Origin of the sequence: Peribacillus sp. FSL R5-0717 (assembly GCF_038002945.1) — a bacterium.
Lineage (GTDB): Bacteria > Bacillota > Bacilli > Bacillales > DSM-1321 > Peribacillus > Peribacillus frigoritolerans.
Window position 1 is genome coordinate 4335441 of sequence record NZ_JBBOOF010000001.1, and the last position, 24545, is coordinate 4359985.

General features: G+C 37.1%; 19 protein-coding genes and 3 pseudogenes. 16 read left to right on the forward strand and 6 right to left on the reverse strand.

The window, feature by feature from the left end; all coding sequences use genetic code 11:
• Nucleotides 1–199: 199 nt before the first annotated feature.
• From miaA to spoVK, 3 genes are all read left to right on the forward strand, one after another.
• A complete protein-coding gene (gene miaA, locus NYE65_RS20945) occupies nt 200–1120 on the forward strand; it encodes a tRNA (adenosine(37)-N6)-dimethylallyltransferase MiaA (RefSeq protein WP_445670460.1) in 921 nt (306 codons plus the stop codon).
• A 3-nt stretch (nt 1121–1123) separates the two neighbouring features.
• Nucleotides 1124–1357 (forward strand): RNA chaperone Hfq, encoded by a 234-nt coding sequence (hfq, locus tag NYE65_RS20950; RefSeq protein WP_034313436.1) that lies wholly within the window; start codon nt 1124–1126, stop codon nt 1355–1357.
• A gap of 382 nt (nt 1358–1739) precedes the next feature.
• Nucleotides 1740–2696 carry a stage V sporulation protein K gene (gene spoVK, locus NYE65_RS20955; protein WP_268590431.1) on the forward strand — a complete coding sequence of 319 codons (957 nt, stop codon included), beginning with the start codon at nt 1740–1742 and terminating at the stop codon, nt 2694–2696.
• A gap of 37 nt (nt 2697–2733) precedes the next feature.
• On the opposite strand, the gene NYE65_RS20960 is transcribed toward spoVK, so the two are convergent.
• The gene (locus tag NYE65_RS20960; protein ID WP_034313431.1) at nt 2734–3342 is read right to left on the reverse strand and encodes a trimeric intracellular cation channel family protein; all 609 of its coding nucleotides are present in this window, start codon (nt 3340–3342) and stop codon (nt 2734–2736) included.
• Between the two features lie 168 nt (nt 3343–3510).
• Here NYE65_RS20960 and hflX point away from each other — a divergent pair, with 168 nt between their 5' ends.
• From hflX to glnA, 4 genes are all read left to right on the forward strand, one after another.
• Nucleotides 3511–4764, forward strand: a complete 1254-nt coding sequence (gene hflX, locus NYE65_RS20965; protein ID WP_057276372.1) for a GTPase HflX — start codon at nt 3511–3513, stop codon at nt 4762–4764.
• 12 nt (nt 4765–4776) lie between these two features.
• Entirely contained in the window at nt 4777–6045 is a 1269-nt protein-coding gene (locus NYE65_RS20970; protein WP_328176022.1) for a methionine gamma-lyase family protein, read from the forward strand.
• A gap of 195 nt (nt 6046–6240) precedes the next feature.
• Nucleotides 6241–6645: a MerR family transcriptional regulator gene (locus tag NYE65_RS20975; protein WP_034313425.1), complete on the forward strand. Its 405-nt coding sequence runs from the start codon at nt 6241–6243 to the stop codon at nt 6643–6645.
• 36 nt (nt 6646–6681) lie between these two features.
• Complete coding sequence (gene glnA / locus NYE65_RS20980; protein WP_034313424.1) at nt 6682–8016, forward strand: type I glutamate--ammonia ligase; 1335 nt, start codon at nt 6682–6684, stop codon at nt 8014–8016.
• A gap of 108 nt (nt 8017–8124) precedes the next feature.
• Here the strand turns inward: glnA and NYE65_RS27305 are convergent.
• Nucleotides 8125–8381: pseudogene (locus NYE65_RS27305) on the reverse strand (site-specific integrase); the annotation flags it as partial.
• Between the two features lie 263 nt (nt 8382–8644).
• On the opposite strand from NYE65_RS27305, the gene NYE65_RS20985 reads away from it, so the two are divergent.
• Nucleotides 8645–8890 (forward strand): hypothetical protein, encoded by a 246-nt coding sequence (locus NYE65_RS20985; protein ID WP_412762683.1) that lies wholly within the window; start codon nt 8645–8647, stop codon nt 8888–8890.
• Nucleotides 8891–9167: 277 nt separating this feature from the next.
• Here NYE65_RS20985 and NYE65_RS20990 read toward each other — a convergent pair whose 3' ends face one another.
• Nucleotides 9168–9884 (reverse strand): GntR family transcriptional regulator, encoded by a 717-nt coding sequence (locus NYE65_RS20990; RefSeq protein ID WP_340862161.1) that lies wholly within the window; start codon nt 9882–9884, stop codon nt 9168–9170.
• A gap of 473 nt (nt 9885–10357) precedes the next feature.
• Between NYE65_RS20990 and NYE65_RS20995 the strand changes: the two genes are divergently transcribed.
• The 4 genes from NYE65_RS20995 (at nt 10358) to NYE65_RS21010 (ending at nt 15742) form a co-directional block, all read left to right on the forward strand.
• Nucleotides 10358–11575: a cystathionine gamma-synthase family protein gene (locus NYE65_RS20995; RefSeq protein WP_340861561.1), complete on the forward strand. Its 1218-nt coding sequence runs from the start codon at nt 10358–10360 to the stop codon at nt 11573–11575.
• A 37-nt stretch (nt 11576–11612) separates the two neighbouring features.
• Nucleotides 11613–12653 (forward strand): homoserine dehydrogenase, encoded by a 1041-nt coding sequence (locus NYE65_RS21000; RefSeq protein ID WP_252297633.1) that lies wholly within the window; start codon nt 11613–11615, stop codon nt 12651–12653.
• A 62-nt stretch (nt 12654–12715) separates the two neighbouring features.
• Nucleotides 12716–14173 carry an aldehyde dehydrogenase family protein gene (locus NYE65_RS21005; RefSeq protein ID WP_340861562.1) on the forward strand — a complete coding sequence of 486 codons (1458 nt, stop codon included), beginning with the start codon at nt 12716–12718 and terminating at the stop codon, nt 14171–14173.
• Between the two features lie 132 nt (nt 14174–14305).
• A complete protein-coding gene (locus NYE65_RS21010; protein WP_328176019.1) occupies nt 14306–15742 on the forward strand; it encodes an amino acid permease in 1437 nt (478 codons plus the stop codon).
• A gap of 193 nt (nt 15743–15935) precedes the next feature.
• On the opposite strand, the gene NYE65_RS21015 is transcribed toward NYE65_RS21010, so the two are convergent.
• The 3 genes from NYE65_RS21015 to sda all read right to left on the reverse strand — a co-directional run bounded on the left by NYE65_RS21015 (nt 15936) and on the right by sda (nt 18189).
• Nucleotides 15936–17057 (reverse strand): type II asparaginase, encoded by a 1122-nt coding sequence (locus NYE65_RS21015; protein WP_328176018.1) that lies wholly within the window; start codon nt 17055–17057, stop codon nt 15936–15938.
• A gap of 362 nt (nt 17058–17419) precedes the next feature.
• A complete protein-coding gene (locus tag NYE65_RS21020; protein ID WP_340861563.1) occupies nt 17420–17734 on the reverse strand; it encodes a hypothetical protein in 315 nt (104 codons plus the stop codon).
• A gap of 308 nt (nt 17735–18042) precedes the next feature.
• The gene (gene sda / locus NYE65_RS21025; RefSeq protein WP_328176016.1) at nt 18043–18189 is read right to left on the reverse strand and encodes a sporulation histidine kinase inhibitor Sda; all 147 of its coding nucleotides are present in this window, start codon (nt 18187–18189) and stop codon (nt 18043–18045) included.
• Nucleotides 18190–19431: 1242 nt separating this feature from the next.
• Between sda and NYE65_RS21030 the strand changes: the two are divergent.
• The 4 genes and pseudogenes from NYE65_RS21030 to NYE65_RS21045 form a co-directional block, all read left to right on the forward strand.
• Nucleotides 19432–20427: pseudogene (locus tag NYE65_RS21030) on the forward strand (asparaginase).
• Between the two features lie 151 nt (nt 20428–20578).
• Complete coding sequence (locus NYE65_RS21035) at nt 20579–22012, forward strand: alanine/glycine:cation symporter family protein (protein ID WP_340861564.1); 1434 nt, start codon at nt 20579–20581, stop codon at nt 22010–22012.
• Nucleotides 22013–22142: 130 nt separating this feature from the next.
• Nucleotides 22143–22940 (forward strand): fumarylacetoacetate hydrolase family protein, encoded by a 798-nt coding sequence (locus NYE65_RS21040; RefSeq protein ID WP_340861565.1) that lies wholly within the window; start codon nt 22143–22145, stop codon nt 22938–22940.
• A 721-nt stretch (nt 22941–23661) separates the two neighbouring features.
• Nucleotides 23662–23974, forward strand: a pseudogene (locus NYE65_RS21045) (IS110 family transposase); the annotation flags it as partial.
• Nucleotides 23975–24545 lie beyond the last annotated feature (571 nt).

The following is a 24545-nucleotide window of genomic DNA, read 5'->3' on the forward strand; positions in this document are numbered from 1 at the left end:
CCTTTTTTACAGGTGACGATTATACAGGTGGAAAATTGAATAAAAGTACCTCAATTGGACATAATGGGTAGATGTTTAGCTGCTCTCAACGAGATTATGATAAGATAGGGAAAAAATCATATAAGGCAGTGAGATTGTGAAACAACAAAAAGGAAAACTTCTCGTTATCATTGGACCGACTGCTGTTGGGAAGACAAAGATGAGCATTGAGATGGCAAAGTTATTTAATGGTGAAATTATTAGCGGAGACTCCATGCAGGTTTATAAGGGGATGGATATTGGTACTGCAAAAATCAAGAGGGAAGAAACAGAAGGAATCCCCCATTATTTACTTGATATTAAAGAACCTGATGAACCATTTAGTGCAGCAGAGTTCCAGGAGCGTGCCAATGCTTGTATCGAGGATATCCAAGGCAGAGGTAAACTTCCCATTATCGTCGGCGGAACAGGATTATACATACAATCAGTCATCTATGATTATCAATTTTCGGAGGCGCCATCCGACCCTGTTTATAGGGAGGGACTTGAAAAACAGGTAAGGGAGTCAGGAATCGATCCTGTTTTTGAACAATTACGCAGCGTTGACCCGGAAAGCGCGAATCGGATTCATCCCAATAATGTAAGAAGGGTGATCAGGGCACTTGAGATTTTTCATTGTACTGGTAAAACTATGAGTGAGCAGCTAAATGAACAGCCTACAGAATTGAAATATGATACGTGCATCATTGGATTGACAATGGAACGTGAAAAGTTATATCAACGCATCGATCAACGTGTTGATGTCATGGTAGAACAAGGGCTGATTCAAGAGGTGGAGTCATTTCATGAAAAAGGTTTGAGGGATTGCCAATCGATCCAGGCTATAGGCTATAAAGAAATCTATGATTATTTTGATGGAAGGGCTTCATTGGATGAAGCCGTTGAGACATTAAAGCAAAACTCCCGTCGATACGCAAAAAGGCAATTGACCTGGTTCCGGAATAAAATGGATGTAATTTGGTTTGATATGACCGATCTCGAGGGTTTTCCAAAAAAAATACATGAAATATCTGGATTTATAGCAGGAAAGCTTTTCGGTGAAGGCGAATACATAAATTTAGAGAGAAAAGAGGAGGACTAATACATGAAACAATCAGTAAATATTCAAGATCAGTTTCTTAATCAATTACGTAAAGATGGTACGTATGTGACGGTATTTTTATTAAACGGGTTCCAGATTAGAGGACAAGTGAAAGGGTTCGATAATTTTACCGTTTTATTTGAATCGGAGGGCAAGCAGCAATTAGTCTATAAACATGCGATTTCTACATTTGCTCCACAACGTAATGTTCAGATCGATTACGAAGTGAAGGAATAATCATATATATGAATGTAAAAAACAGGTTTAGCTTATAGCGACCTGTTTTTTTTGTATGCCCTTCTCTGTCCTTTTTCAAAGAATCGATAATTTTACGTACCTTATTTGAATATATATCATGGGACGGATTATTTTCCGGGAAACCGCAGGAAATGACATTACCCCTAATATATTGGTGGATGGGAATGGGATTTGTCGTAATAAATCCTCCAATGAAAAAATCCTGTCAGAATAAGTCGCTTTTCAAGAAGGGAATGGGGCTTAATCACGAAAGGAATAAACGGATTTTCCGATGGGATAATTTTGGCTATGCAGCATTTGCCATGCCATCATAAAAAATTGTGGTGTTAGAGTCAGGGTCCAAGATGGAGAGGTGAATGAAATGGAACAACCGATCCGTATGAAAAATAACGGGCAAATCAATATTGTGTTTAATGCGGAAAACAGAAAAGCGCTACAAAAGGATCTGCCGATAAAAGAAATTTTGGTGCAGGAAATCCCCCACCAGCATGTGGCATTGAAAGAGATTGAAGATGAACTGAAATCGCTGGTTGGAATGGATGAAATGAAACGGATGATAAAAGAGATATATGCCTGGATTTACATCAATAAACAACGTGAGGCAAAGGGGCTGAAGACTGGCCGGCAAGCGCTGCATATGATGTTTAAAGGAAATCCGGGAACAGGGAAAACAACGGTTGCACGTTTAATCGGGAAGTTGTTTCAAAAAATGAATGTACTTTCGAAAGGGCATTTAATAGAAGCGGAGAGGGCAGATTTAGTCGGGGAATACATTGGTCATACTGCCCAAAAAACCAGGGATTTGATTAAGAAGGCCATTGGCGGAATCTTATTTATTGATGAAGCCTATTCCTTGGGAAGAGGCGGCGAAAAGGATTTTGGAAAAGAAGCCATAGATACCCTTGTCAAGCATATGGAGGATCGGCAGCATGAATTCATTTTGATCCTTGCTGGATATTCGAGGGAAATGGAATATTTCCTAAGTCTTAATCCTGGCCTTCATTCCAGGTTCCCGCTTGTTATTGATTTTCCGGATTATACGATTGAACAGTTAATGGAAATAGCCGATCGGATGCTGCAGGAAAAGGAGTATCTAATGAATCGGGATGCCGAAAGGAAATTAAGGGAACATTTAATCATATTACGTTCATTCCGGGGACCTATTACATTCTCTAACGGTCGTTATATCCGCAATATAATAGAAAAGTCAATTAGGGCGCAGGCGATGCGGCTTTTACTGGAAGATTCATTTGAAAAATCCGATTTATTGACGCTTACCAGCCAAGATTTGATTTTCGAGGATGAAGAGAAAGAATGACATGGAAAAGCCCACCAAGATGGCGGGCTTTTCAAATTTATGTTTTAGGCACCCATTTTTTATTAGGAAGATGCCAATTATTGGTGTAAGAAAGGACTCGCAATATCGTGATGACGGCAAAGAGCGAATAAAGCTGCCATGACTGGGATAATACACCACTGCCTAAAGCCAAGCCTGCAATGATGGCCCATACTGCGTAGATTTCTTTTCTGAAGACCAATGGCTTTCTTCCGGCCAGCACGTCACGGAGTATCCCGCCGCCGCATCCGGTTAATGCAGCTGATACTATGATGGCGCTTATTGGATGATTAAGTTCCACGGCATACATCGCCCCTTGGATGGCAAAGGCTGAGAGGCCAATGGCATCACTGAGATTTCCCCATCTGTCCCAGTGCTTTGATAGGTTTGTAGGAAAAACAAAAACGATGGTGATGGATACTAAAGCGATGACAAAATAGAAACTTTGATCCCATAAAGCTGAAACGGGGACGCCGATCAACAGATTGCGGATTGCCCCGCCGCCAAAGGCGGTTACGATTCCTAAAATATAAACTCCTAAAATATCATACTCTTCTTCCATGGCGATGATGGTTCCGCTTATAGCGAATGCAATCGTACCTATGAAGCTTAATACTTCCCATGTCATATGAATGTCCCTCTATGTCTTTTCGATTTTGATGGTAAAGCCAAATTTGATTTTAGCATGGTATCGCAATTTTTAAAACGGTTAAAAGCTTCGTTTTGAGGAAATTTTTATATATTCAATTTTTTTGTTATGATTAAGTTAAATCTACCAGAAGGTGGTGCGTGTGATTTGGAAGAAGCAATAAAGGAAACGGCTGTCTTGATTGGGTGTCAAACAACTGAGACAAGTGAACACTTTGAATATTCACTCGATGAACTGTCTTCTTTGGCGAAGACGGCGAATGCTGAGGTTTTAATGACTATCTCCCAGAAAAGGGAAAGCGTCGATCCGGCTACATATATAGGAAAAGGAAAAGTGGAAGAACTCCGGAATCTGGAAGAGGAGCTGGAGCCGGATTTATTTATCTTCAATGATGAATTATCCCCGAGCCAGATTCGGAACCTTTCGAAACAATTGGAGGCAAGGGTCATAGACCGGACGCAGCTAATATTGGATATATTTGCTCAGCGGGCTCGATCCAGGGAAGGGAAGCTGCAGGTTGAACTTGCTCAGCTCCAATATTTATTGCCGCGTTTGGTTGGACAGGGGACGGCAATGTCCAGGCTGGGAGGCGGAATCGGCACAAGGGGACCAGGGGAGACGAAGCTGGAAAGCGACCGCCGCCACATCCGTGGAAAAATAGATGAAATCAAGCAGCAATTAAGTGGAATAGTGAAGCATCGTGAACGCTATCGTGATAGAAGGAAACGTAATAAGACCTTTCAAATAGCACTAGTGGGATACACGAATGCAGGTAAATCAACGCTGTTCAATCGTTTGACGGAGGCAGATTCATATGAAGAGAACCAATTATTCGCTACGCTGGATCCCATGACACGAAAGGCGATTCTTCCTAGCGGATTTACCGTGCTTCTGACGGATACGGTTGGATTCATACAAGATTTGCCGACATCTTTAATTGCCGCATTCCGCTCTACCTTGGAAGAGGTGAAAGAAGCGGATCTGCTGTTACATGTGGTCGATTCCTCAAGTACCGATTACTTTAATCATCAGAAAACAGTGCAGGATTTGCTAAATGACTTAGATGTCCCTTCCATTCCACAACTAACGTTGTATAATAAGAAAGATAAGGTTCACGCTGATTTTGTGAGATCAGCCAGTCGTGCTTCTTTAATGATCAGTGCCTATGAACAATCGGATCTGAATGAAATCATGGAAGAAATTGAAAAGTACGTGATTGAAGAAATGATCCCGTATCATGTTTTCCTGCCATCGAGTGAGGGTAAACTATTATCACAGCTGAAAAATGAAACCATATTGCGCACTCTCTCCTTTAATGAAGAATCGGAAAGATATGAATGCAAAGGTTTTTGTCTAGCTGATCATCCAATAACCGGGCAGCTGGAGAAATATTCATTATAAAGGGGAATTTTGATGTATCAGCAGTTAACAAATGGAGAAGTGTTGAAAAACATTGCCCAGGAAGTGGAAGCAATGATTTCTCCATTACATAAGCAAGTGGACGAACGAATCGAAGAAAATCAATTTCGCGTATTACAAAGTTATCAAGCACATAAAGTGAGTGATTCCCACTTCATCCCTACTACTGGGTATGGATACGATGATATGGGCCGCGATACGCTGGAATTGATATACGCAGATGTTTTTGGAGCGGAAGCTGGATTGGTGCGCCCCCAAATTATATCAGGCACACACGCCATCTCCACCGCTCTTTTTGGCATTTTGCGCCCAGGGGATGAATTGTTATACATAACAGGAAAGCCGTATGATACTTTGGAAGAAATCGTCGGTATCCGGGGGACGGGTATTGGATCTTTACGTGATTTTCAGATCAGCTATAAGGCCGTTCCGTTGGCGGAAACTGGAACCGTTGATTTCGAAGCCGTCAAACATGCCATTCAACCGAATACGAAGATGGTTGGTATACAAAGATCAAAAGGGTATGCTACACGTCCTTCCTTTACGATCGATGAAATAAAGGAAATGATTGCCTTCGTTAAAGGCATTAACCCGAAAATCGTAGTGTTCGTGGATAATTGTTATGGAGAGTTTGTTGAGACACAAGAACCATGTCATGTCGGAGCGGATTTAATGGCTGGTTCACTCATTAAAAATCCTGGCGGCGGGATAGTGAAAACCGGTGGATACATTGTTGGTAAAAAGGACCTGGTTGAAGCTTGCTCTTATCGGTTAACATCACCAGGAATAGGGGCTGAAGCAGGTGCTTCGCTTTATAGTCTGCAGGAAATGTACCAAGGATTCTTCCTAGCACCGCATGTCGTGGGCCAAGCTGTTAAAGGAGCCATGTTCACAGCTGCCTTTTTAGAAAAGCTCGGTATGAATACATCCCCAAAATGGGATGCGAAACGAACTGACTTGATTCAATCCGTTCAATTTGATGAACGGGATAAGATGGTTGCCTTCTGTCAGGCCATCCAATATGCATCACCAATCAATTCACATGTGACACCATATCCTGCCTATATGCCGGGATATGAGGACGATGTAATCATGGCTGCAGGCACCTTTATACAGGGGGCCAGCATTGAACTGACGGCAGATGGTCCGACAAGGGCTCCATATGTTGCTTATGTTCAAGGCGGATTGACATACGCCCATGTTAAAATGGCTGTATTGACTGCTGTGAATGCGCTAATGGACAAAAAGCTGATCCAATTGTAATTGAAATTAAATAAGGTATGTTATGGAATCCAGATACAATTGGATTCCAGTAAGAGTAATAGTCATAATATTTGTGTAGTAACAAATCATTTAATTTTTCTGAAAAAATCACGTCATAAAATGTAACATCATATTGACAAGTTTAATAACATGATATAAGATTATTTTAAGATAAACAAAAGGAGGATGCTAAGAATGAGCGGCAACAACATTCGGCGTTCGATGCCTCTTTTTTCCATCGGAATCGTCATGCAGTTAACTGAGTTGTCTGCACGCCAAATTCGGTATTACGAAGAGCATCAACTTATTACTCCTATGAGAACAGATGGAAATCGTCGGGTCTTTTCATTAAATGACATCGATCGACTGCTTGAGATTAAAGATTTAATCGAACAAGGAGTCAATCTGGCTGGCATTAAAAAGATTTTCACTGTAAAGGAACAGAATTTACCTAAAACCCAAGAATTAGAACAAGCGGAAAAAATAAGGCATGACCTTAGTGACGAGGATCTTCGCAAGCTTCTGCGTGCCGAGCTTTTACAAGGAAGCAAGCATCGTACATCTCTTAGACAAGGGGATATGTCCCGTTTTTTCCAATAAAAAATATGATTTATGAATTATTAGGGGGAATAGAAATTGGCAAAGTTCACACGTGAAGACATCACTCGTTTAGCGAAAGAAGAAAATGTTAAGTACATTCGTTTACAATTCACTGACATTTTAGGGACAATTAAAAACGTTGAAATCCCAGTCAGTCAATTAGAAAAAGCACTTGATAATAAAATGATGTTTGATGGATCTTCCATTGAAGGCTTCGTTCGTATCGAAGAGTCTGATATGTACTTATATCCTGATCTAAATACATGGGTTATCTTCCCTTGGACTTCCGAAAAAGGTAAAGTTGCACGCTTGATCTGTGATATTTACAATACGGATGGAACTCCTTTTGATGGGGATCCACGTGCAAACCTAAAACGTGTTCTTGCAGAAGCAAGAGAAATGGGCTTCACAGATTTCAATCTTGGACCTGAACCTGAATTCTTCCTATTCAAACTGGATGCAGCAGGCGAGCCGACGCTGGAATTGAACGATAAAGGCGGATACTTTGACCTTGCACCTACTGACCTAGGAGAAAACTGCCGTCGTGATATCGTTCTTGAGCTTGAAGAAATGGGATTTGAAATCGAAGCATCCCACCATGAAGTAGCTCCAGGACAACACGAAATTGACTTTAAATATGCAGATGCGATTTCAGCTTGTGATAACATCCAAACATTTAAATTGGTTGTTAAAACGATTGCCCGCAAACATGGTTTACACGCAACATTCATGCCAAAACCATTGTTCGGTGTTAACGGATCTGGAATGCATTGTAACGTTTCTCTATTCAAAGGCAACGAAAACGCATTTTATGATAAAGAAGGTAAATTGGAATTAAGCAAAACAGCTGAGCAATTTATCGCGGGTATCATTAAGCATGCTCCAAGCTTCACTGCCGTAACAAACCCAACTGTTAACTCATACAAACGTCTAGTTCCTGGTTACGAAGCTCCTTGTTATGTTGCATGGTCTGCTAAAAACCGTAGCCCGCTAATCCGTATCCCAGCTTCACGCGGAGTAAGTACTCGCGTAGAGGTACGTAGTGTCGATCCAGCAGCAAACCCATACTTGGCACTTGCCGTTCTGCTAAAAGCTGGTCTTGACGGTATCAAGAACGACTTGACTCCTCCAGCTCCAGTTGATCGCAACATCTATGTAATGAATAAAGAAGAACGTGAAGAAGTAGGTATCGTTGATCTACCAGCTACTTTATATGCTGCATTGGAAACATTAAAATCTGATGAAGTCATTAAAGAGGCACTAGGTGAACATTTACTTGAACACTTCGTCGAAGCAAAAGAAATCGAGTGGGATATGTTCCGTACTCAAGTTCACCCATGGGAACGCGAACAATATATGTCAATGTATTAATATCTCAAACCCTTGGCACCTTTGGTGTCAGGGGTTTTTCTATTTCGGGCAATTAATCATAAAGTCTAATGAATTCATCAACTGGCCGATAAATGCCCGGAAAAAAATCTATTCAAGGGCATTATTAATATCCTCCTCAAATATATCCATTGTGTCATGTTCAATTTTTAACTGATTTGTAATTATACATCTGCTGTGATTTCATATGCCATGTCCTAAACGCTCTTGAATGTATTTCATGCTTGCACCAGCCTCTAACTGTAATACTGCATGCGTATGTCGTGTAGAGTGAATAGGCAAAGAGGGAAGCTCTGCTTTTTTAGGATTCACGCAATTGAATTAAAAAGGCTTGATTTTGGCTTGTAGTTACCATTTTTGCATAATGCAAAATTAATGTCATAGTTGTCCCCTTATGCTAATAGTTTTATTTGTTGAACATTAAGACTATTTAGTTTACTAAGTTTGGTAGGTAATATATACTAGAAAAAACCATTAGGGGTTGACTTTATGCTTAATCAGATCCGAAATAAATTGATTCCCACACAAGGAACGACAGAAGAAGTAGATAATATTTACGCTATTTTCTCCCCCGCCAGGAACCATTATTGATGAGGCAACTGATGAAGAAATGGAAAAGGTAGCCGAGCTTGAAATTAGACATATGGCTTTCATGAGGTTGCAGGATATGATTATACAATTTGACGGTGCATCTTATAAAGAACTATTAAAAGAGTTTCAAGACTTTGAAGCCGATTCATGTAATTTTTGGAGAGGTGTGGCTAGACGTATATCTGTTCCGTATGAATGGCCAATAAGAATTGATCATGCAAACGGTCCTATTTATGTTGGTGGTCACGATTTATATGAGGGATAGAATAGAGAAAGAAGAGTGTGATGTATGAGCTTAACACATAGTCGGAAAGGTTCATATATGAGTTGGTAAGGTATTATTAATAGATTTAGAGCGTTAGCCAAAAGGGTTAACGCTCTTTGTGTTTACAAAATAGCTAGTAATATTATATTGTTAAAATATTTAATGAATAGTGGTATTCATAAAACACTAGTCATATAAGTATTTCAAGCCCTCTCCAGAATCGGATTGGTGGGTGGGAGTCGATAATCCCGTTACCTTCCACTATAAGACAGGAACCCTATATCATATCTAAATGAGTTATTTCCCAATGTTTATTCTTAATAAGTTGCTCTAAATTCTCTTTATCTCTTTTTTTAAAATAATTAGTAATTTCTTTATGATCTTCATTCATTTCCTCTAATACGGCAAAAAGCTTTTCTTCATTATTACTTAAATAAATTTGTCTAACAAAACTATTTTGTAAAGATTCAAGAAGATCTATTAATGTAGGATTATTGCATTTATCAATATATACTTTATGGAATTGATTTTGGTATTTTTGATAATCTAAATAATTTTTTGTTGAAATTGAAAATTCAATTTTCTTAACCAAATCTTCCATACGTTCAATATCACTTTCTGTGATATGTTCTAAAGATAAAGAGGCTGCTAAAGAATCCAATACACTAACAATTCGAAATACATCTAGCTTTTTCTTGGTATCAAGTTCTTTTACAATAAATCCTTTTCTAGGAAGATACTCGAGTAAATTGTCTGAAGCTAGTTGTATCAAAGCTTCCCTTACAGGAGTTCTACTTACTCCTAATTTTTCGCATAATACCGATTCATTTATCTTATGCTTAGGAAGTAAGGTTCCGTTCTGAATTCTTTCAGTTATATAATCATATACGAGATCTTTTAATGATTGATATTTATTTTTGATAGCGTTTCCTCCTAAGCCAAAAGTTAATATTATATAGTATACAATATATAATTCGAAATTCTTGTCTTTTATATTAGCTTAGCACCATCTTTTACAGACTTCAATATCTCTATTATTTATTATTATATTTAAGATATAAAACGACTCCTACTTCCATTTTTTTTATGAATTGTTGTTTTTAAAGTTGATATAGCTTATAGCATTAGAAATAATGCTGTTTAAAGAATTTTTAAGAATAAAATAATAAAGCATTGAAAAATAGATAAGTTAATTGTATAATTCGATATGTAAAATATTTTCAGACTATTCTGTACTATATACAATATACAATATAAAGTATATTTTTTGCATTTGTTTTAAGTTTTTTAAACTATTTGTATTTGTTACCTTAATGTTTAGAAATAAACCCAAGATAACATTAGGTGAACTGTAATGTGGAAGGGAGGGGGTTGGAGTATAAAATATACAATATATTATATACAAAATAAAATTCATGTTTCAACAAGACCATTTTTACAAAGTAATAAAATTAGAGGTGGAAAAATATGAGTGAGAATAACTTTAAAGATGTGCAAGATGGAACAAAAGCGGTATGGGCAGGAGAAAAAGAATCTCTTGCATATAATGCAACCCAAGTTCCAGTAGTTCTTAGTGTAGCCTATAATTACGATGACGTGGATGAATGGCAAGAAGTTGCCCTTGGAAATAAACCTGGTTATATCTATAATCGAATGTCAAATCCGACTGTTCAAGCCCTGGAAGAAAAATTGAGGATACTCGAGGGGGCAGAGGAAGCTGTAGGTTTTTCTTCAGGAATGGCTGCTATTAGTAGTACATTATATACATTTCTAAGACCGGGGGATCGGGTTGTATCAGTTAAAGATACTTATGGAGGAACCAATAAAATTTTCACTGAATTCTTGCCCAATCTTGATGTCGATGTGACATTGTGTAATACCGGAAACCATAAAGAAATTGAAGCTGAAGTGGCCAAAGGGTGTAAAGTGCTATATTTAGAGTCTCCTACTAACCCTACTATGAAAGTTACTGATATTGAGAGGCTAGCAAGAGTCGGGAAATCAGTGGGTGCATTAGTTATCATAGATAATACGTTTGCTACTCCAATTAATCAAAATCCGCTTCAATTAGGAGTTGATATTGTCGTCCATAGTGCAACTAAATTCTTAAGTGGACATGCAGATGCATTAGGTGGCATAGTATGTGGCTCTGAAAAATTAATGAAAAAAGTCTATCATTTTCGTGAAATTAATGGAGCAACTATGGACCCGTGGTCAGCCTACCTTATTTTAAGAGGGATGAAAACGTTAAAGCTTCGTGTACGGCAACAAGAAAAAAGTGCAATGGAAATTGCAAAGTATCTTCAAAAGAAAAAGCTTGTTGACGCAGTATATTACCCAGGATTGGAAGCGCATTCACATCATGATATCGCAAAGAAACAAATGAGAGGGTTCGGTGGGATATTAAGTTTTGTATTAAAAGATGAAATGAAAGCTATCAAAATTTTATTATCAAAATTAAAATATGCAAACAAAGCTGGGAACCTTGGAGCCGTTGAAACGATTTATGGGCCTGCAAGAACGACTAGCCATGTTGAATGTACTATTGAGGAGCGTAAAGCCCTTGGTATCCCAGAAGGTTTAGTTCGTATCTCTGTAGGTATCGAGGATACAGAAGATCTTATAGCAGATTTAGAGCAAGCTTTTTCTTACTTAGAATCCAATTACCCTGTTAGCTGTAGTTGAAAGCATAAAATATTACTAATGGAAGAGGTATTGAAATATGACACATAGGATAGCATTACTTGGATTTGGTGTAGTTGGTCAAGGGTTAGCTGAAATTTTACAAGATAAAAGTGAGTCACTACGTAGTGGGTTTAACTTTGATGCAAAAATCGTTGCTATTTCTGATGTTATGAAAGGTTCCCTTTATGATCCAAAGGGGTTGGATCTTTCTTTAGCGTTACAAGCTGTAAAAGAAACAGGAAAATTAGATAGTTACCCTGAAACCCCTGGCTTGGTAAGAGGGTGGGATAGTTTTCAAACAATACGTGAGAGTAATGCAGACACTGTTGTTGAAATTACCTTTACTGATGTAAAAACAGGACAACCTGCCATTGATCATTGTAAAGCAGCATTTGAAAGCAAAAAGAACGTAGTAATGAGTAATAAAGGTCCGGTTTCTCTAGCTTATCAAGAGTTAGCTGAATTAGCAAAAAAAAATGATGTTCGTTGGGGCTTTGAAGGAACAGTAATGAGTGGAACCCCAGCATTAAGAATGCCTCTGAGTTCATTGGCAGGGAACAGCATTTTTGAAATACGGGGGATTTTGAATGGAACAACTAATTATATCCTAACTAAAATGGAAGAAGGATTGAGTTATCAAGATGCACTGTCAGAGGCACAAGCTCTTGGTTATGCAGAGGCAGATCCTACTAGCGACGTTGAGGGATATGATGCTCAATATAAAGCTACCATTCTTGCTAACATTGTAATGGGTATTCCAATGAAACGAGAAGAAGTAGAATGTGAAGGGATTAGTCATCTTACGGAAAAGGACATTGAGTGGGCAAAATCAGAAGGTAAGAGATGGAAGTTAATTGCTAAATGTATAAAGGATGGCGATAAAGTCATTGCAAAGGTAGGACCTGAAGCTATACCTCTTACAGATCCTCTAGCTGGAGTTTTAGGTGCACAAAATGCTATTACTTATGATTGTGATTTAGCGGGCCCGATTACCTTAATTGGAGCCGGAGCTGGACGTAAAGAAACAGGATTCTCGATTCTTATTGATTTAATCAACATTAACCGTGATCAATTATAATTATAATTCGTTTCAGTCTTAAAGTTATAAGTTAAAAATTACTTATCTTGAGGTGATTTTGTATGATATTTACTGACAAATTAATAAATAAAAATAAGATGTTTCTTGCTGGGGAATGGGTATCTCGTGATAAATGCATTGAAGTCTTGGATCCACAGGATCATAGTTTAATCACAACAGTTCCTTCTGCTAATGAAAGCGACGTCATATATACAATAGAAGAAGCAAAAAAAGGAGTTAAAATAGCAGCAGATATGCCAACACACGAAAGAATTGCTATTCTTCATCGTGCAGCGGACTGGATCCTTGAAAATAAGGAAAGATATGCAACTACTATTGCTCGTGAGGGAAGTAAAACAATTAAAGAAGCAAGAAAAGAAGTACTACGTTGTATTGAAACACTTCGTATAAGTGCTGAAGAAGCAAGGAGAATTAATGGAGAAACCATTTCGTTTGATCAAATGCCCGGAAGCGAAGATCGCATAGGTTACTATTATCGTTTTCCTATTGGCATTATTGTAGCTATAACACCTTTTAACGATCCATTAAATCTTGTTGCACATAAAGTGGGTCCTGCTATTGCTGCTGGGAACGCTATTATTGTAAAACCAGCAACTGTAACACCATTAAGTGCTCTCTTATTGGCAGAAGCTTTTGAAAAAGCCGGTTTGCCACCGAAAATTTTATCCGTCATTACTGGTCATCCAGGTGACATGGGAGATAGCCTAATTACTCATTCAGCTATACGAATGATTTCTTTTACAGGAGGACTTGCCACTGGCAAAGCAATTATTCAAAAAGCAGGTTTGAAAAAGATATGTATGGAGCTTGGATCAAACTCACCCGTTATTGTATTGAAAGATGCTGATTTAGAAGAAGCTGTGAAGTCAACTGTTTCTGGAGCATTTTGGGCAGCAGGACAAAATTGTTTAGGGGTACAGAGAATATATGTCCAAGAAGGTGTTTATCATGATTTTATTGGTAAATTTATAGATCGTACTCAACAATATCGAGTAGGTGATAAATTATTAGAAGAAACAGATATGGGACCAATGATCTCCGAAAAAGAAGCAAAACGTGTTGAAAGTTGGGTAAATGAAGCTGTTGAGAAAGGTGCAAAGTTGCTTTGTGGTGGAAAACGTGAAGGGTCTTTTTATCAACCTACTGTTCTAGTTAACGTACCAGAAAATTGTAAATTGGCAACTGAAGAGGTTTTTGGCCCAGTTGTTACCATTTATAATGTTCCTGATCTTGATACAGCTATCTCCCAATCTAATCGTGTAGATTTCGGACTGCAAGCAGGTATATTCACTCGTGATTTAGATAAGGCATTTAGAGCAATACGTAAACTTGATGTAGGTGGAGTTATGGTAAATGATAGCTCAGATTATCGCATTGATGCGATGCCTTTCGGAGGTGTAAAAGGTTCTGGTTTAGGTCGTGAAGGAATTAAGTTTGCCCTTCAAGAAATGACTGAACCAAAAGTTGTTTGTTTTAAAGTTAATAATAAAACAATATGATGACATAAGGGCTGACCTGTGCAGGTCAGTCTTTATATTAAAAATTCTGATTTTTCTGTAATAATATAAACTTTGCATATTGTTATCTATTAAAATAAGTACTTGTAGAGTAGTAAACGAGGAGGAGACTAGATGCCAAACACAAATGATACCAATGAAAACCAGTTGAAACGTTCAATGAAAAGCAGGCATTTGTTCATGATTTCGCTAGGTGGTGTAATTGGAACGGGTCTTTTTCTGAGCAGTGGATATACAATTAGCCAAGCTGGACCAGGAGGTACGATTCTCGCTTACTTAGTAGGCGGATTAATCATGTACCTTGTTATGTTATGCCTAGGCGAACTTACTGTTGCTATGCCAGTAACAGGTTCATTTCAAACTTACGCTACCAAATATATCGGTCCTGCTACTGGATTTACTATTGGTTTAATGTACTGGCTTACTTGGGTGGTAACGGTAGGTTCCGAATTTACTGCCTCTGGACTGTTGATGCAGAGGTGGTTTCCTAACACTTCTGTTTGGATGTGGAGCGCCGTCTTTGCGATTCTAATATTTTTACTTAATTCCTTTTCAGTAAAAATATTTGCAGAAACCGAATTTTGGTTTTCAGGTATTAAAATAATTACTATTATCTTATTCATTGTACTTGGAGGATCTGCAATGCTTGGATTTATTCCAATGGATGATAGAGCCTCTGCCCCCATGCTTTCTAATTTCACTGCAGATGGGGGTCTTTTCCCAAATGGCCTGCTTCCAGTTTTTATGGCCATGATTTCCGTTAACTTTGCCTTTTCAGGAACAGAACTTATTGGCATTGCTGCTGGAGAAAGTGAAAATCCAGAAAAAGACGTTCCTAGATCTATTAGAAATGTAATTTGGCGAACAATGTTTTTCTTTGTTGGTGCAATTTTTGTGTTATCTGGTTTAATCTCTTGGGAAGAAGCAGGAGTCATTGAAAGTCCATTTGTGATGGTTTTTGACAACATCGGAATTCCTTATGCAGCTGATATTATGAACTTTGTTATTATTACAGCTTTACTCTCAGTAGCAAACTCTGGTCTATATGCATCTACTCGTATGTTATGGTCTCTTTCAAATGAGAAAATGATAAGTTCATTTTTTGGAAAGATAACGTCAAATGGAGTACCATTGAATGCTTTAGTTATAAGTATGGCAGTAGCTTGTTTATCTCTATTATCTAGTGTATTTGCACCTGATACAGTTTATGTAGTACTTGTGGCTATATCAGGATTTGCAGTAGTAGTAGTTTGGATAGGGATTGTTTTATCACAATACATGTTCCGTAAACATTTTTTGAAAATGGGTGGAGATATTAAAAATTTAAAATTCCGTACACCACTTTATCCTTTTGTACCCATTGCTGCTTGTGTTTTGTGTCTTGCTTCTTGTATAGGTCTTGCTTTTGATGCGAGCCAAAGAATTGCTCTGTATTGTGGAGTACCTTTTATTATTTTATGCTATCTCTTCTACTATATGAAAAATCGAGGAAAAACAAATCAGATAAATTCTTATAATGAAACGGATGATTATATTAGGAATATTAAGTAAAGAGTTTTTTTGCTAATGGGTGCGTTAGCTGAAATTTGAGCTTCCCTGAGGGGAGTTGTTTCTTTATACAACTAGGACAATTTAGTTCAACTTAGTACAAAAATAAATAAAAGCATACGGTGGTGATTCATACCATCGTATGCTTTAAATTTCATTCACTTTTAGTTAATCAAGTAATTTCTAATTTTAATGATTAATATTCGTTGAAAAATTGCTGAATTTCTTTTGGATCATCTGTTTTTGTTAATGCAAGCATCGTCAAAATACGTGCTTTTTGAGGATTAAGTGAGTCCGCTGTAACAAAATTATTTTCATCGTCAATCTTTTCTCTCGTAACAATACCATTTCCTACACGGCTAGAGCGAGTAATAATCACGCCTTTTTTGACAGCGTCTTTAGCACCCTCAAAAGCAGTATCAGAAGTTAAACCGTTTCCTTCACCTGCTATTATAATCCCTTTAGCTCCTGCTTTCACAGATGCATCGTAAAAATATCTACTATCATTTTGATAGCTATAAATAATGTCCACTTGAGGAAGTTTATCTAGTTTTGATACATCAAACACCGATTTGGTTGTATGTTTACGAGTAGGTTCATTGTAGAAAAATATTTTATTACCTGCGATTGCTCCTAAATAGCCTTGTTCCTCCGATTGGAATGTATCTGTCATGGTTGTATTGGTTTTTGTTATATAACGTGCAGAACCTATCCGGTCATTTAATGAGATTAAAACACCTTTGTTCTTAGCATCTTTACTAGCAGCAATTTTTACAGCATTATATAAGTTTAAAGGTCCATCTGCACTTATAGCTGTAGCCGGTCTCATTGATCCAACAATCACGACAGGTTTGTTGCTTTTTACGACCAGATTCAGAAAGTAAGCAGTTTCTTCCAAGGTATCTGTTCCATGCGTTACGACAATACCATCAACGTCTTTAGATTTTAATAACTCATTAATTCGTTTCGCCAACTTTAATAAAGTTTTATTATCCATATTGTTACTGCCAATATTGGCGATTTGTTCACCACTCACATTTGCTACTTGTTTTAGTTCAGGAACAGCTTTAATTAGTGTTTCAACACCAAGTGCACCTGCTTGATAACCAGTTGTGTCAGTATTGGACGTAGCAGAACCTGCAATCGTTCCACCAGTAGCTAAAATTTTCACATTGTTTAACTTTGGATTTGTTGAAGTTGCTTCTACTCTCTCTTCTTTTGGATTACCATTTGCTGAGCTATGGATAACAGTGATAGATCCAAAAAGTAATAGTGTAACTGATAGAAACGTGATTCCTAGATATTTTTTTATGTTCATGTCTAGTTAGCTCCTTCTTTATTAATTATTAAATTATGTATGACATAGAAAATACTATCATATTTTGATATTTCTTACATGATTTTTATTCTGTTGGAAAAAACCATAGAAATTCAGAATGTTAGCTTCCTTGTAGAATCGTCATGCGGCATGGGGCGGCATTCCTGTATTAACTGAAATACTAAAAAGTATGTGAAGAAATCTACTAAAACTAACGGGTGCATTAGCTGAAGCTCTGAGCTGTCTTTAAGGCAGCTTTTTTGGGGCAGGACAGTAACGTCCCATAAGACATATAGTGAACAAATAAAAAAAGACAGTGTACCACACTGCCTCATTTTGTATGAATTAAAGAAAACGAAGAATTATTTAATCTTATCTAGTGAAATTATTCTATGTTTTAATTCTGAATTCATATCTAAAACACCTATCACAATTTGATTATCTTCCGTCAATGTTATGTATCTGAAATAATCATCATCAGAAATCAACAAATCGGTGTCATTCGTCATTTTTTCCATTTTGGCAAATACATCTACTGTGTACTCAAGGTGAAAAAAATCGTCAAATCCCTTGCTTGAGCTACATACCCATGTATACAGAAAATCTTTCAGTGTGATTTGTTCAATCACCGATAATTGTTTCTTGAACTTTAACTTATCTACTGTTACGCTTATCATCTTTCATCACTCCTTAACGAATATTAATTAGAAGTCTCCTTCAACAATGCTATTTGCGTATCAATCCGTTTACAGTTTAGTTCATAAAGGACAAATGAAAGTTTATGTCGAAATTCAAGTAAGAGATTTAATTAATTCTAAAAGTGGATTTGAGTCAATACTTTTGACACTAAAAGGTTAATCTTAGAGAGTTAATTAGTTTTACAGCTTGAACGAGTCTTATACAGAGAATTGACTAATAAGGAACAAGAATTATTAGTTTAGGTTAAAAAACAAAGCAAAGAATTACAGTTTAAAGCATATACTAATTAGTTACTCCTATCTTTTTGATCGATAAGGGGTAGACCTCTTCTCTTCAATTCCTCTTCTAGAACGAGGATAAATTTTTTTTCTAAGTTTAATTCAATTGCTTTAAGGTATGAGTCTATCAATAGTTGATCATTTAATTTTTTCATATCTTCCCTCTTTTATTTCTTTAAAACCCTGTTTAAACATACAATATAAGTATTTAATATTAAGTGATAAATAAAAATATAATAACTCAAGTAAGAAAAATTATAGTAATTAATAATTAACGAAGGTAGTCTCCAACTTAACATATAGAGTGAACTTTTTTGTAACAAATAGGGTTCATATTTATTCTATATTTCAATCTACATAAAACAACATATACCGACATCATTAAACACAATATATTTAACTTTCCTGGTTTACGTAATACGAATTATTAACATAAAGGTTAAAAATCACCGATTAAAATAATAATTTATTTTGCTATCAATAGACGGTTTTCAATTAAGTGGTTTATTTTTGAAGATAGCTTTCATTGTCGTAGCTTATCTTATCCAACTAAAGGGGATTTACTTCAATAAGGGGTTGCTGCGGCAACCCCTTATTGAAGTAAAGGTAGGATATAATATGAATATTGGTGATTTGATATTTCAACTAGTTTTCCTTATTTTTATATTTGGGATTTTTTCTGGTGTGTTTTTTTCTTGTTCTTTCTCTCGTTACTAAACAGCCAAGCAAATCAGAAAGCATTTAACAAAAGTTGATAGAATAATTGATTTACTTGAAAAGGATAAGAAAGAGTAATCTTTTTTGTCCTTTTTAACTTAATTTTCACCTCACAGTTTGTGTCAACCCAACAAACCTGTATGAACTAACGGGTGCGTTAGCGCCATAAGAAGGCCGCCAATTGGCGGCCTTTTGAACGTATGATCGCTTTTTTTGCGTGATATTTTTAAGGATACTGTATGTTTAAATCTGGACAGACGGTATATTATCCGACATGGGCTAAAATCAATTGTCCCCTAATTAAAGATTTTAAATTATTTCACTAAATGATTCACGTATATAAAAACTATAATATTCTCATTGACAACATATAAACAAGTTGATGTATATGGGTTTTTAGGCTTAATTTCATCTAAGTTGTAATTAAGTATCTTAATGAAATAATCATCTTTTTGATATTTATTATTTGTAATAACTCAGCTCAGATTCAGGAAGCAAACTCCATTCTGTGGATTCAAAAAGTGGATGAAGTGTACGAAAATTGAATATTTTTATCTTGAATTATTATATTTATGTTACTATAATTACATGGAAAGTACGCGAATCGAATAAACATACGCGAATTGAATACTTTCTTTTAAAAAACTTATTGTAAAAAAGAGATAGAGGAGCCATTATCATTGAAAAAATTAATGTTGTTTACGACTGGTGGAACAGTAGCCTCACTTGAAGGAGAAAACGGACTTGTACCTGAACTGCATGCCGATGATCTATTAAGTTATATACCTGAATTAAATGTACGTTGTCGTATTGATACGAAAGAGTTAATGAACATTGATAGCACCAACATGCAACCAGAGTTTTGGATAGGTATGGCGAATGCCATTTACGAACATTACGATTAATACGATGGCTTTATTATTACGCATGGTACCGATACAATGGCTTACACATCAGCTGCACTTTCTTATATGTTACAAGATGCATCAAAACCGATTGTTGTTACAGGTTCGCAAATTCCTATTTCGTATAGTAAAACGGATGCAAAACGAAACATTTCAGATGCCATTCGTTTTGCTTGTGAAGATATAGGTGGGGTATATATTGTATTTGACGGCAAGGTCATTCAAGGGACAAGAGCGATTAAACTTAGAACGAAAAGCTATGATGCCTTTGAAAGTATTAATTATCCGTATGTTGCATTGATGCATGATGACCATATTGAATATAATGAATCGATTCATATTCAAAAAAAGAAACACATTCAATTAGATACATCACTTTGTACAGATGTAGCGGTTGTGAAATTACATCCTGGGATAAAGCCAGAATTTTTTGACTGCCTAAAAGATTTGTATAAAGGAGTGGTTGTGGAGAGCTATGGAAGTGGTGGTGTTCCTTTTCAAGTGCGCAACATTTTGGCGAAATTAATTGAATTAATAGAGCACGGTGTATCGGTTGTCATTACGACTCAATGTCTAGAAGAAGGAGAAGACATGGGGATATATGAAGTCGGTCGGAAAATTGACCATAATCGTATAGTACGTTCTAAAAATATGAACACAGAAGCAATCGTGCCGAAATTGATGTGGGTGCTAGGAAAAACAACAGATCCTAAAAAGGTAAAAGAAATGATGGAAACATCGATTGCAGCAGATATTACATTATATTTTTGAGATACTGCTATCAAGGCTATTAATTCAAATATTTGGGGGCTATATAACTCCTGACTTTGGACAGAATTCATCAGTTGATGAAGTTGATATTTTTACAGTGAAAAAACTAGGTATCTTCTAAGTTAGTAAATTTTTTATAAGAGGTGATAGAATGCAACAATTATTACACGATGTAGTTGGCGTAACAAATGAATTCCTTTGGTCAAAATTATTAGTTATTATGCTTGTTTCTTGTGGGATTTATTTCACATTTAAATTGAAATTTGTACAGGTTCGAATGTTAAAGGAAATGGTCCGTGTTTTAATGGAAGGGAGAACTAGTTCTAAAGACAGCGTTTCCCCATTTCAAGCTTTCTGTATTGGTATGGCCGCTCGCGTTGGAACAGGTAATATCACAGGAATTGCGATTGCGATTGCATTAGGCGGTCCTGGAGCGATATTCTGGATGTGGATTATTGCTATTATTAGCTCAGCAACCAGCTTTATTGAAAGTACGTTAGCGCAAGTATATAAAGTGAAAGATAAAACTGGTTTCCGAGGCGGCCCATCCTATTATATGGAAAAAGGGTTGAACAAACGTTGGATGGGAGTATTATTCTCTATTTTAATTACGCTTTCTTTCGGTCTTGTATTCAATTCTGTACAATCAAATACTGTTACAATTGCTTTTGAGAACTCATTTGGTACAGATCGTTTAACTGTAGGGATTCTCATGACACTTGCTTTCGCTGTGATTATCTTTGGCGGTGTGAAGCGTATTGCAAAAATTGCTGAATACAAGGTTATGATTCTAGGTGTGTTATACCTTGGAATGGCATTATTTGTCGTAGCAATGAATATAACCAAAATGCCGGAAATTCTTTCTCTTATTATTAATAACGCGTTTGGCTTTGAACAAATAGCGGGCGGTTCAATAGGCGCTGCGTTCATGAATGGAGTTAAACGTGGTTTATTCTCGAATGAAGCTGGAATGGGGAGTGCGCCAAACGTTGCCGCAACGGCAAAAACAAGTCATCCGGTGAAACAGGGACTTATTCAAGCATTTGGCGTATTAACGGATACACTGATCATCTGTACAAGTACAGCATTTATTATTTTACTTTCTGATGCTTATAAACAACCAGGGCTAACTGGCATTGCACTTACACAAACATCATTAAGTGAACACATCGGTTCCTGGGCATCAGGTTGTCTTGCTATCTTTGTTTTCCTATTTGCATTCGGTTCGTTAATTGGTAACTATTATTATGGGGAAACAAATATTCGATTTTTACACAAAAGTAAAGTGTGGTTGATTCTATATCGAATAGGCGCGTTCGCCATGATTGTATTCGGTTCGGTTGCAAAGGTCGAGCTTGTATGGGATTTAGCAGATTTATTTATGGGCTTGATGGTTATCGTAAACTTAATTGCCGTTCTCTTATTATCAAAAGTAGCTTTTGCAGCATTAAGTGATTATATGAAACAGAAAAAGGCTGGTCAAGATCCAGTTTTTTATAAAGACAGCATTAAAGGTCTTGAAAGTCTTGAATGTTGGGAGCACTCTCAAGATGCTACCAATATAAAAAAAGAAAACATCATGTAATAAAAAAGATTTTCAGACATAAGGGTTTGGTATTATCCCCTACAGGGGGCTTGTTTGTGATTATGAGGAGAGCTGAATTTTATATTATCTGAGGAAAGTATATCTTACTCATCAAAGGAGTTTATTCATAATGCATGTGCTACAAAAAACACAAAAAATAGTTCGCTATCAGAATCATCACGGCAATATACATTACGGTATTGTTGAGGATGACATGATATTACAACTGTCTAGCAGTTTTGCGGAACTTGTCAAAAAGGAAATAAAGTATGACGGGATTGAGCTGAAATATAGTGACGTGAAAATCTTGGAACCTGTAAAACCTTCGAAAGTGGTTAATTTCGGCTGGACATATGCAGATCATGCGAAGGAAACGGGTGGAGAGGCAAACCTTGTTGAACCATTCCTATTTTTAAAGCCATTATCTTCGCTTATTGCAGACAAGGAGAATATTATCCTTCCTCCAAACGAGCTATCCAATCAAGTGGAACTTGAAGGGGAAGTGGCCCTTGTCATTGGAAAGCGCGGAAAAAACATTAAAGAAGAAGATGCGCTTGATTACGTATTCGGCTGCACGATATTTAATGACGTGACAGCAAGAGATCTTACAAAAAAAGATCCACAGTTTACGCGGGGCAAAGGATTTGATACGTTCGGACCTTTAGGGCCGTGCATCGTTACCGGGGTAGATCCTACAAACTTAAGGATTGTGACCACTTTAAACGGCCGCATTGTCCAAGACGGGAATACCAATGAAATGTCTCTAAGCATTCCATTTTTAATCAGCTGGCTTTCACAGGTAATGACACTGGAGCCCGGTGACATTTTGGCCACGGGTTCACCATCTGGCAGCTGCCCGATCAAGTCGGGGGATGTGGTGGTTGTTGAAGTCGAGAATATAGGTCGGTTGTGTAATGAGGTTCAGTAGGATGTGCCTGGATTGTTAATACCAAAAATGAAAATATTCATAAATGTATGAGCCGACTTTTTAAAATGTTACAGGGGACATCGCAAAAAAAGAAAGAAGAGTTTCTTTGTACGTGCATTCGCATGTGTTGCTAGAGAAACGGCAGTATTAAAGAGCTTGGTGTCTATTTATTTGAGATAAATGATAAACCTGATGGTCAATGGCTAAATATAGTTGAGTATTGAATCAATTCCTTAATGAACTCCCTCAGTTTAATAGATAATGCTCACGAATACTCGCTTATTCGCAGGATTTCAAACCACATGGTATAGGTTGCTTTAGATGAACGAAAGAGATAGGACCGTTTTGATAAGATGAGGGCAGATTGAAATAGGGGATCTGTTTAAAATCCCATATTATTACATATACTGCACGCATTCTCCACGCTGCCCCCTGGAGGCTTTCCCTCCCATGTCTCAACGGGTCATAATCCTATGCCCTTTCATTCCTTCGTCATGCCTATCCAAGGGGTGAAGGCCGGTTTTGCTAACGGAACGGGTCATTGCCCTTTTGTTCATTACATCCAGTACTTCGTGCTTTCTTTGAAATCCTACGGATAAGCCAACTTTCGTTAAATAACAATGTGAATGTAAATTTACGCTGCTAGTTGTTCAAGTGGGAAGATCATTTCCGGTTTATAGACAGAGCCATTACGAGCTATCCCTACTAGGATACGGGCGAGTTTTCCACAGAGGTCGGAGACCTCAGAGACTATCAACATCCTCGCCAAATCGTAAAATTAGCAGGTTTAAGTTTAAAAGAAAACAGCAATGATACTGGTGGCAAAGAACAAGGCTTTTAAAGCTCTTCATATATATTACACAACACGTTCCCACAATCCCTTAAAGAAAATGCAATCTCTGATAGCCTTGTGTAACAAGCTTATTCGCATTCTGTTTTCAATCGGTAAAAAACAATTTACGTTTCAAGAAGACAAGATGTTAAAGGATATCCCTCATATGGCAACATTTTTAGTACATCAAACAGTCGCATAATTCATTGAATTTTAAGGTTACACGGTCATTTAATTAACACTCATTTAAAAGTGAAGCACGGATTAGTCGGCAAAGCAACTAACGTAAGGACTTAGATCCTGTGGGGCAGCATGACCGACATCCACCTCATGGAAAGGTTGAACGAAGGAATGTAGGAGCATCGACTCTGTGAGACATGGGAGGGTTGACCTCCATGAGACATGTGGATATCCTAAAGTGCGATCATAACCTTGCTTAAACCAATTTTTTCCTATGATTAGCTAGTTTAGCATGCACTTTTTTCGGTAAATCCCTATTCTTGAGGCGTAATGCCGAGCTTACATAGATAACGGTTAATGATATGACTATGAAATCCTAAGAATTCTAGAGCAATCGTGAGATTGTGTCTAGTTTATTGAGGGAGGTTAGTTCCATAAGTTTTTCCACATACTAATCAAACCTTGATATAATCCGTTTTAAGGAGGATGTTTAGCGAGAGGATGCTTCAATATAAGTACCCATTTGTGAACTAAATGGAAGTGTCCAAGCGAATGGTCTCGTCTTTGAATCTAGTTCCATCCTCAGCCTTTCG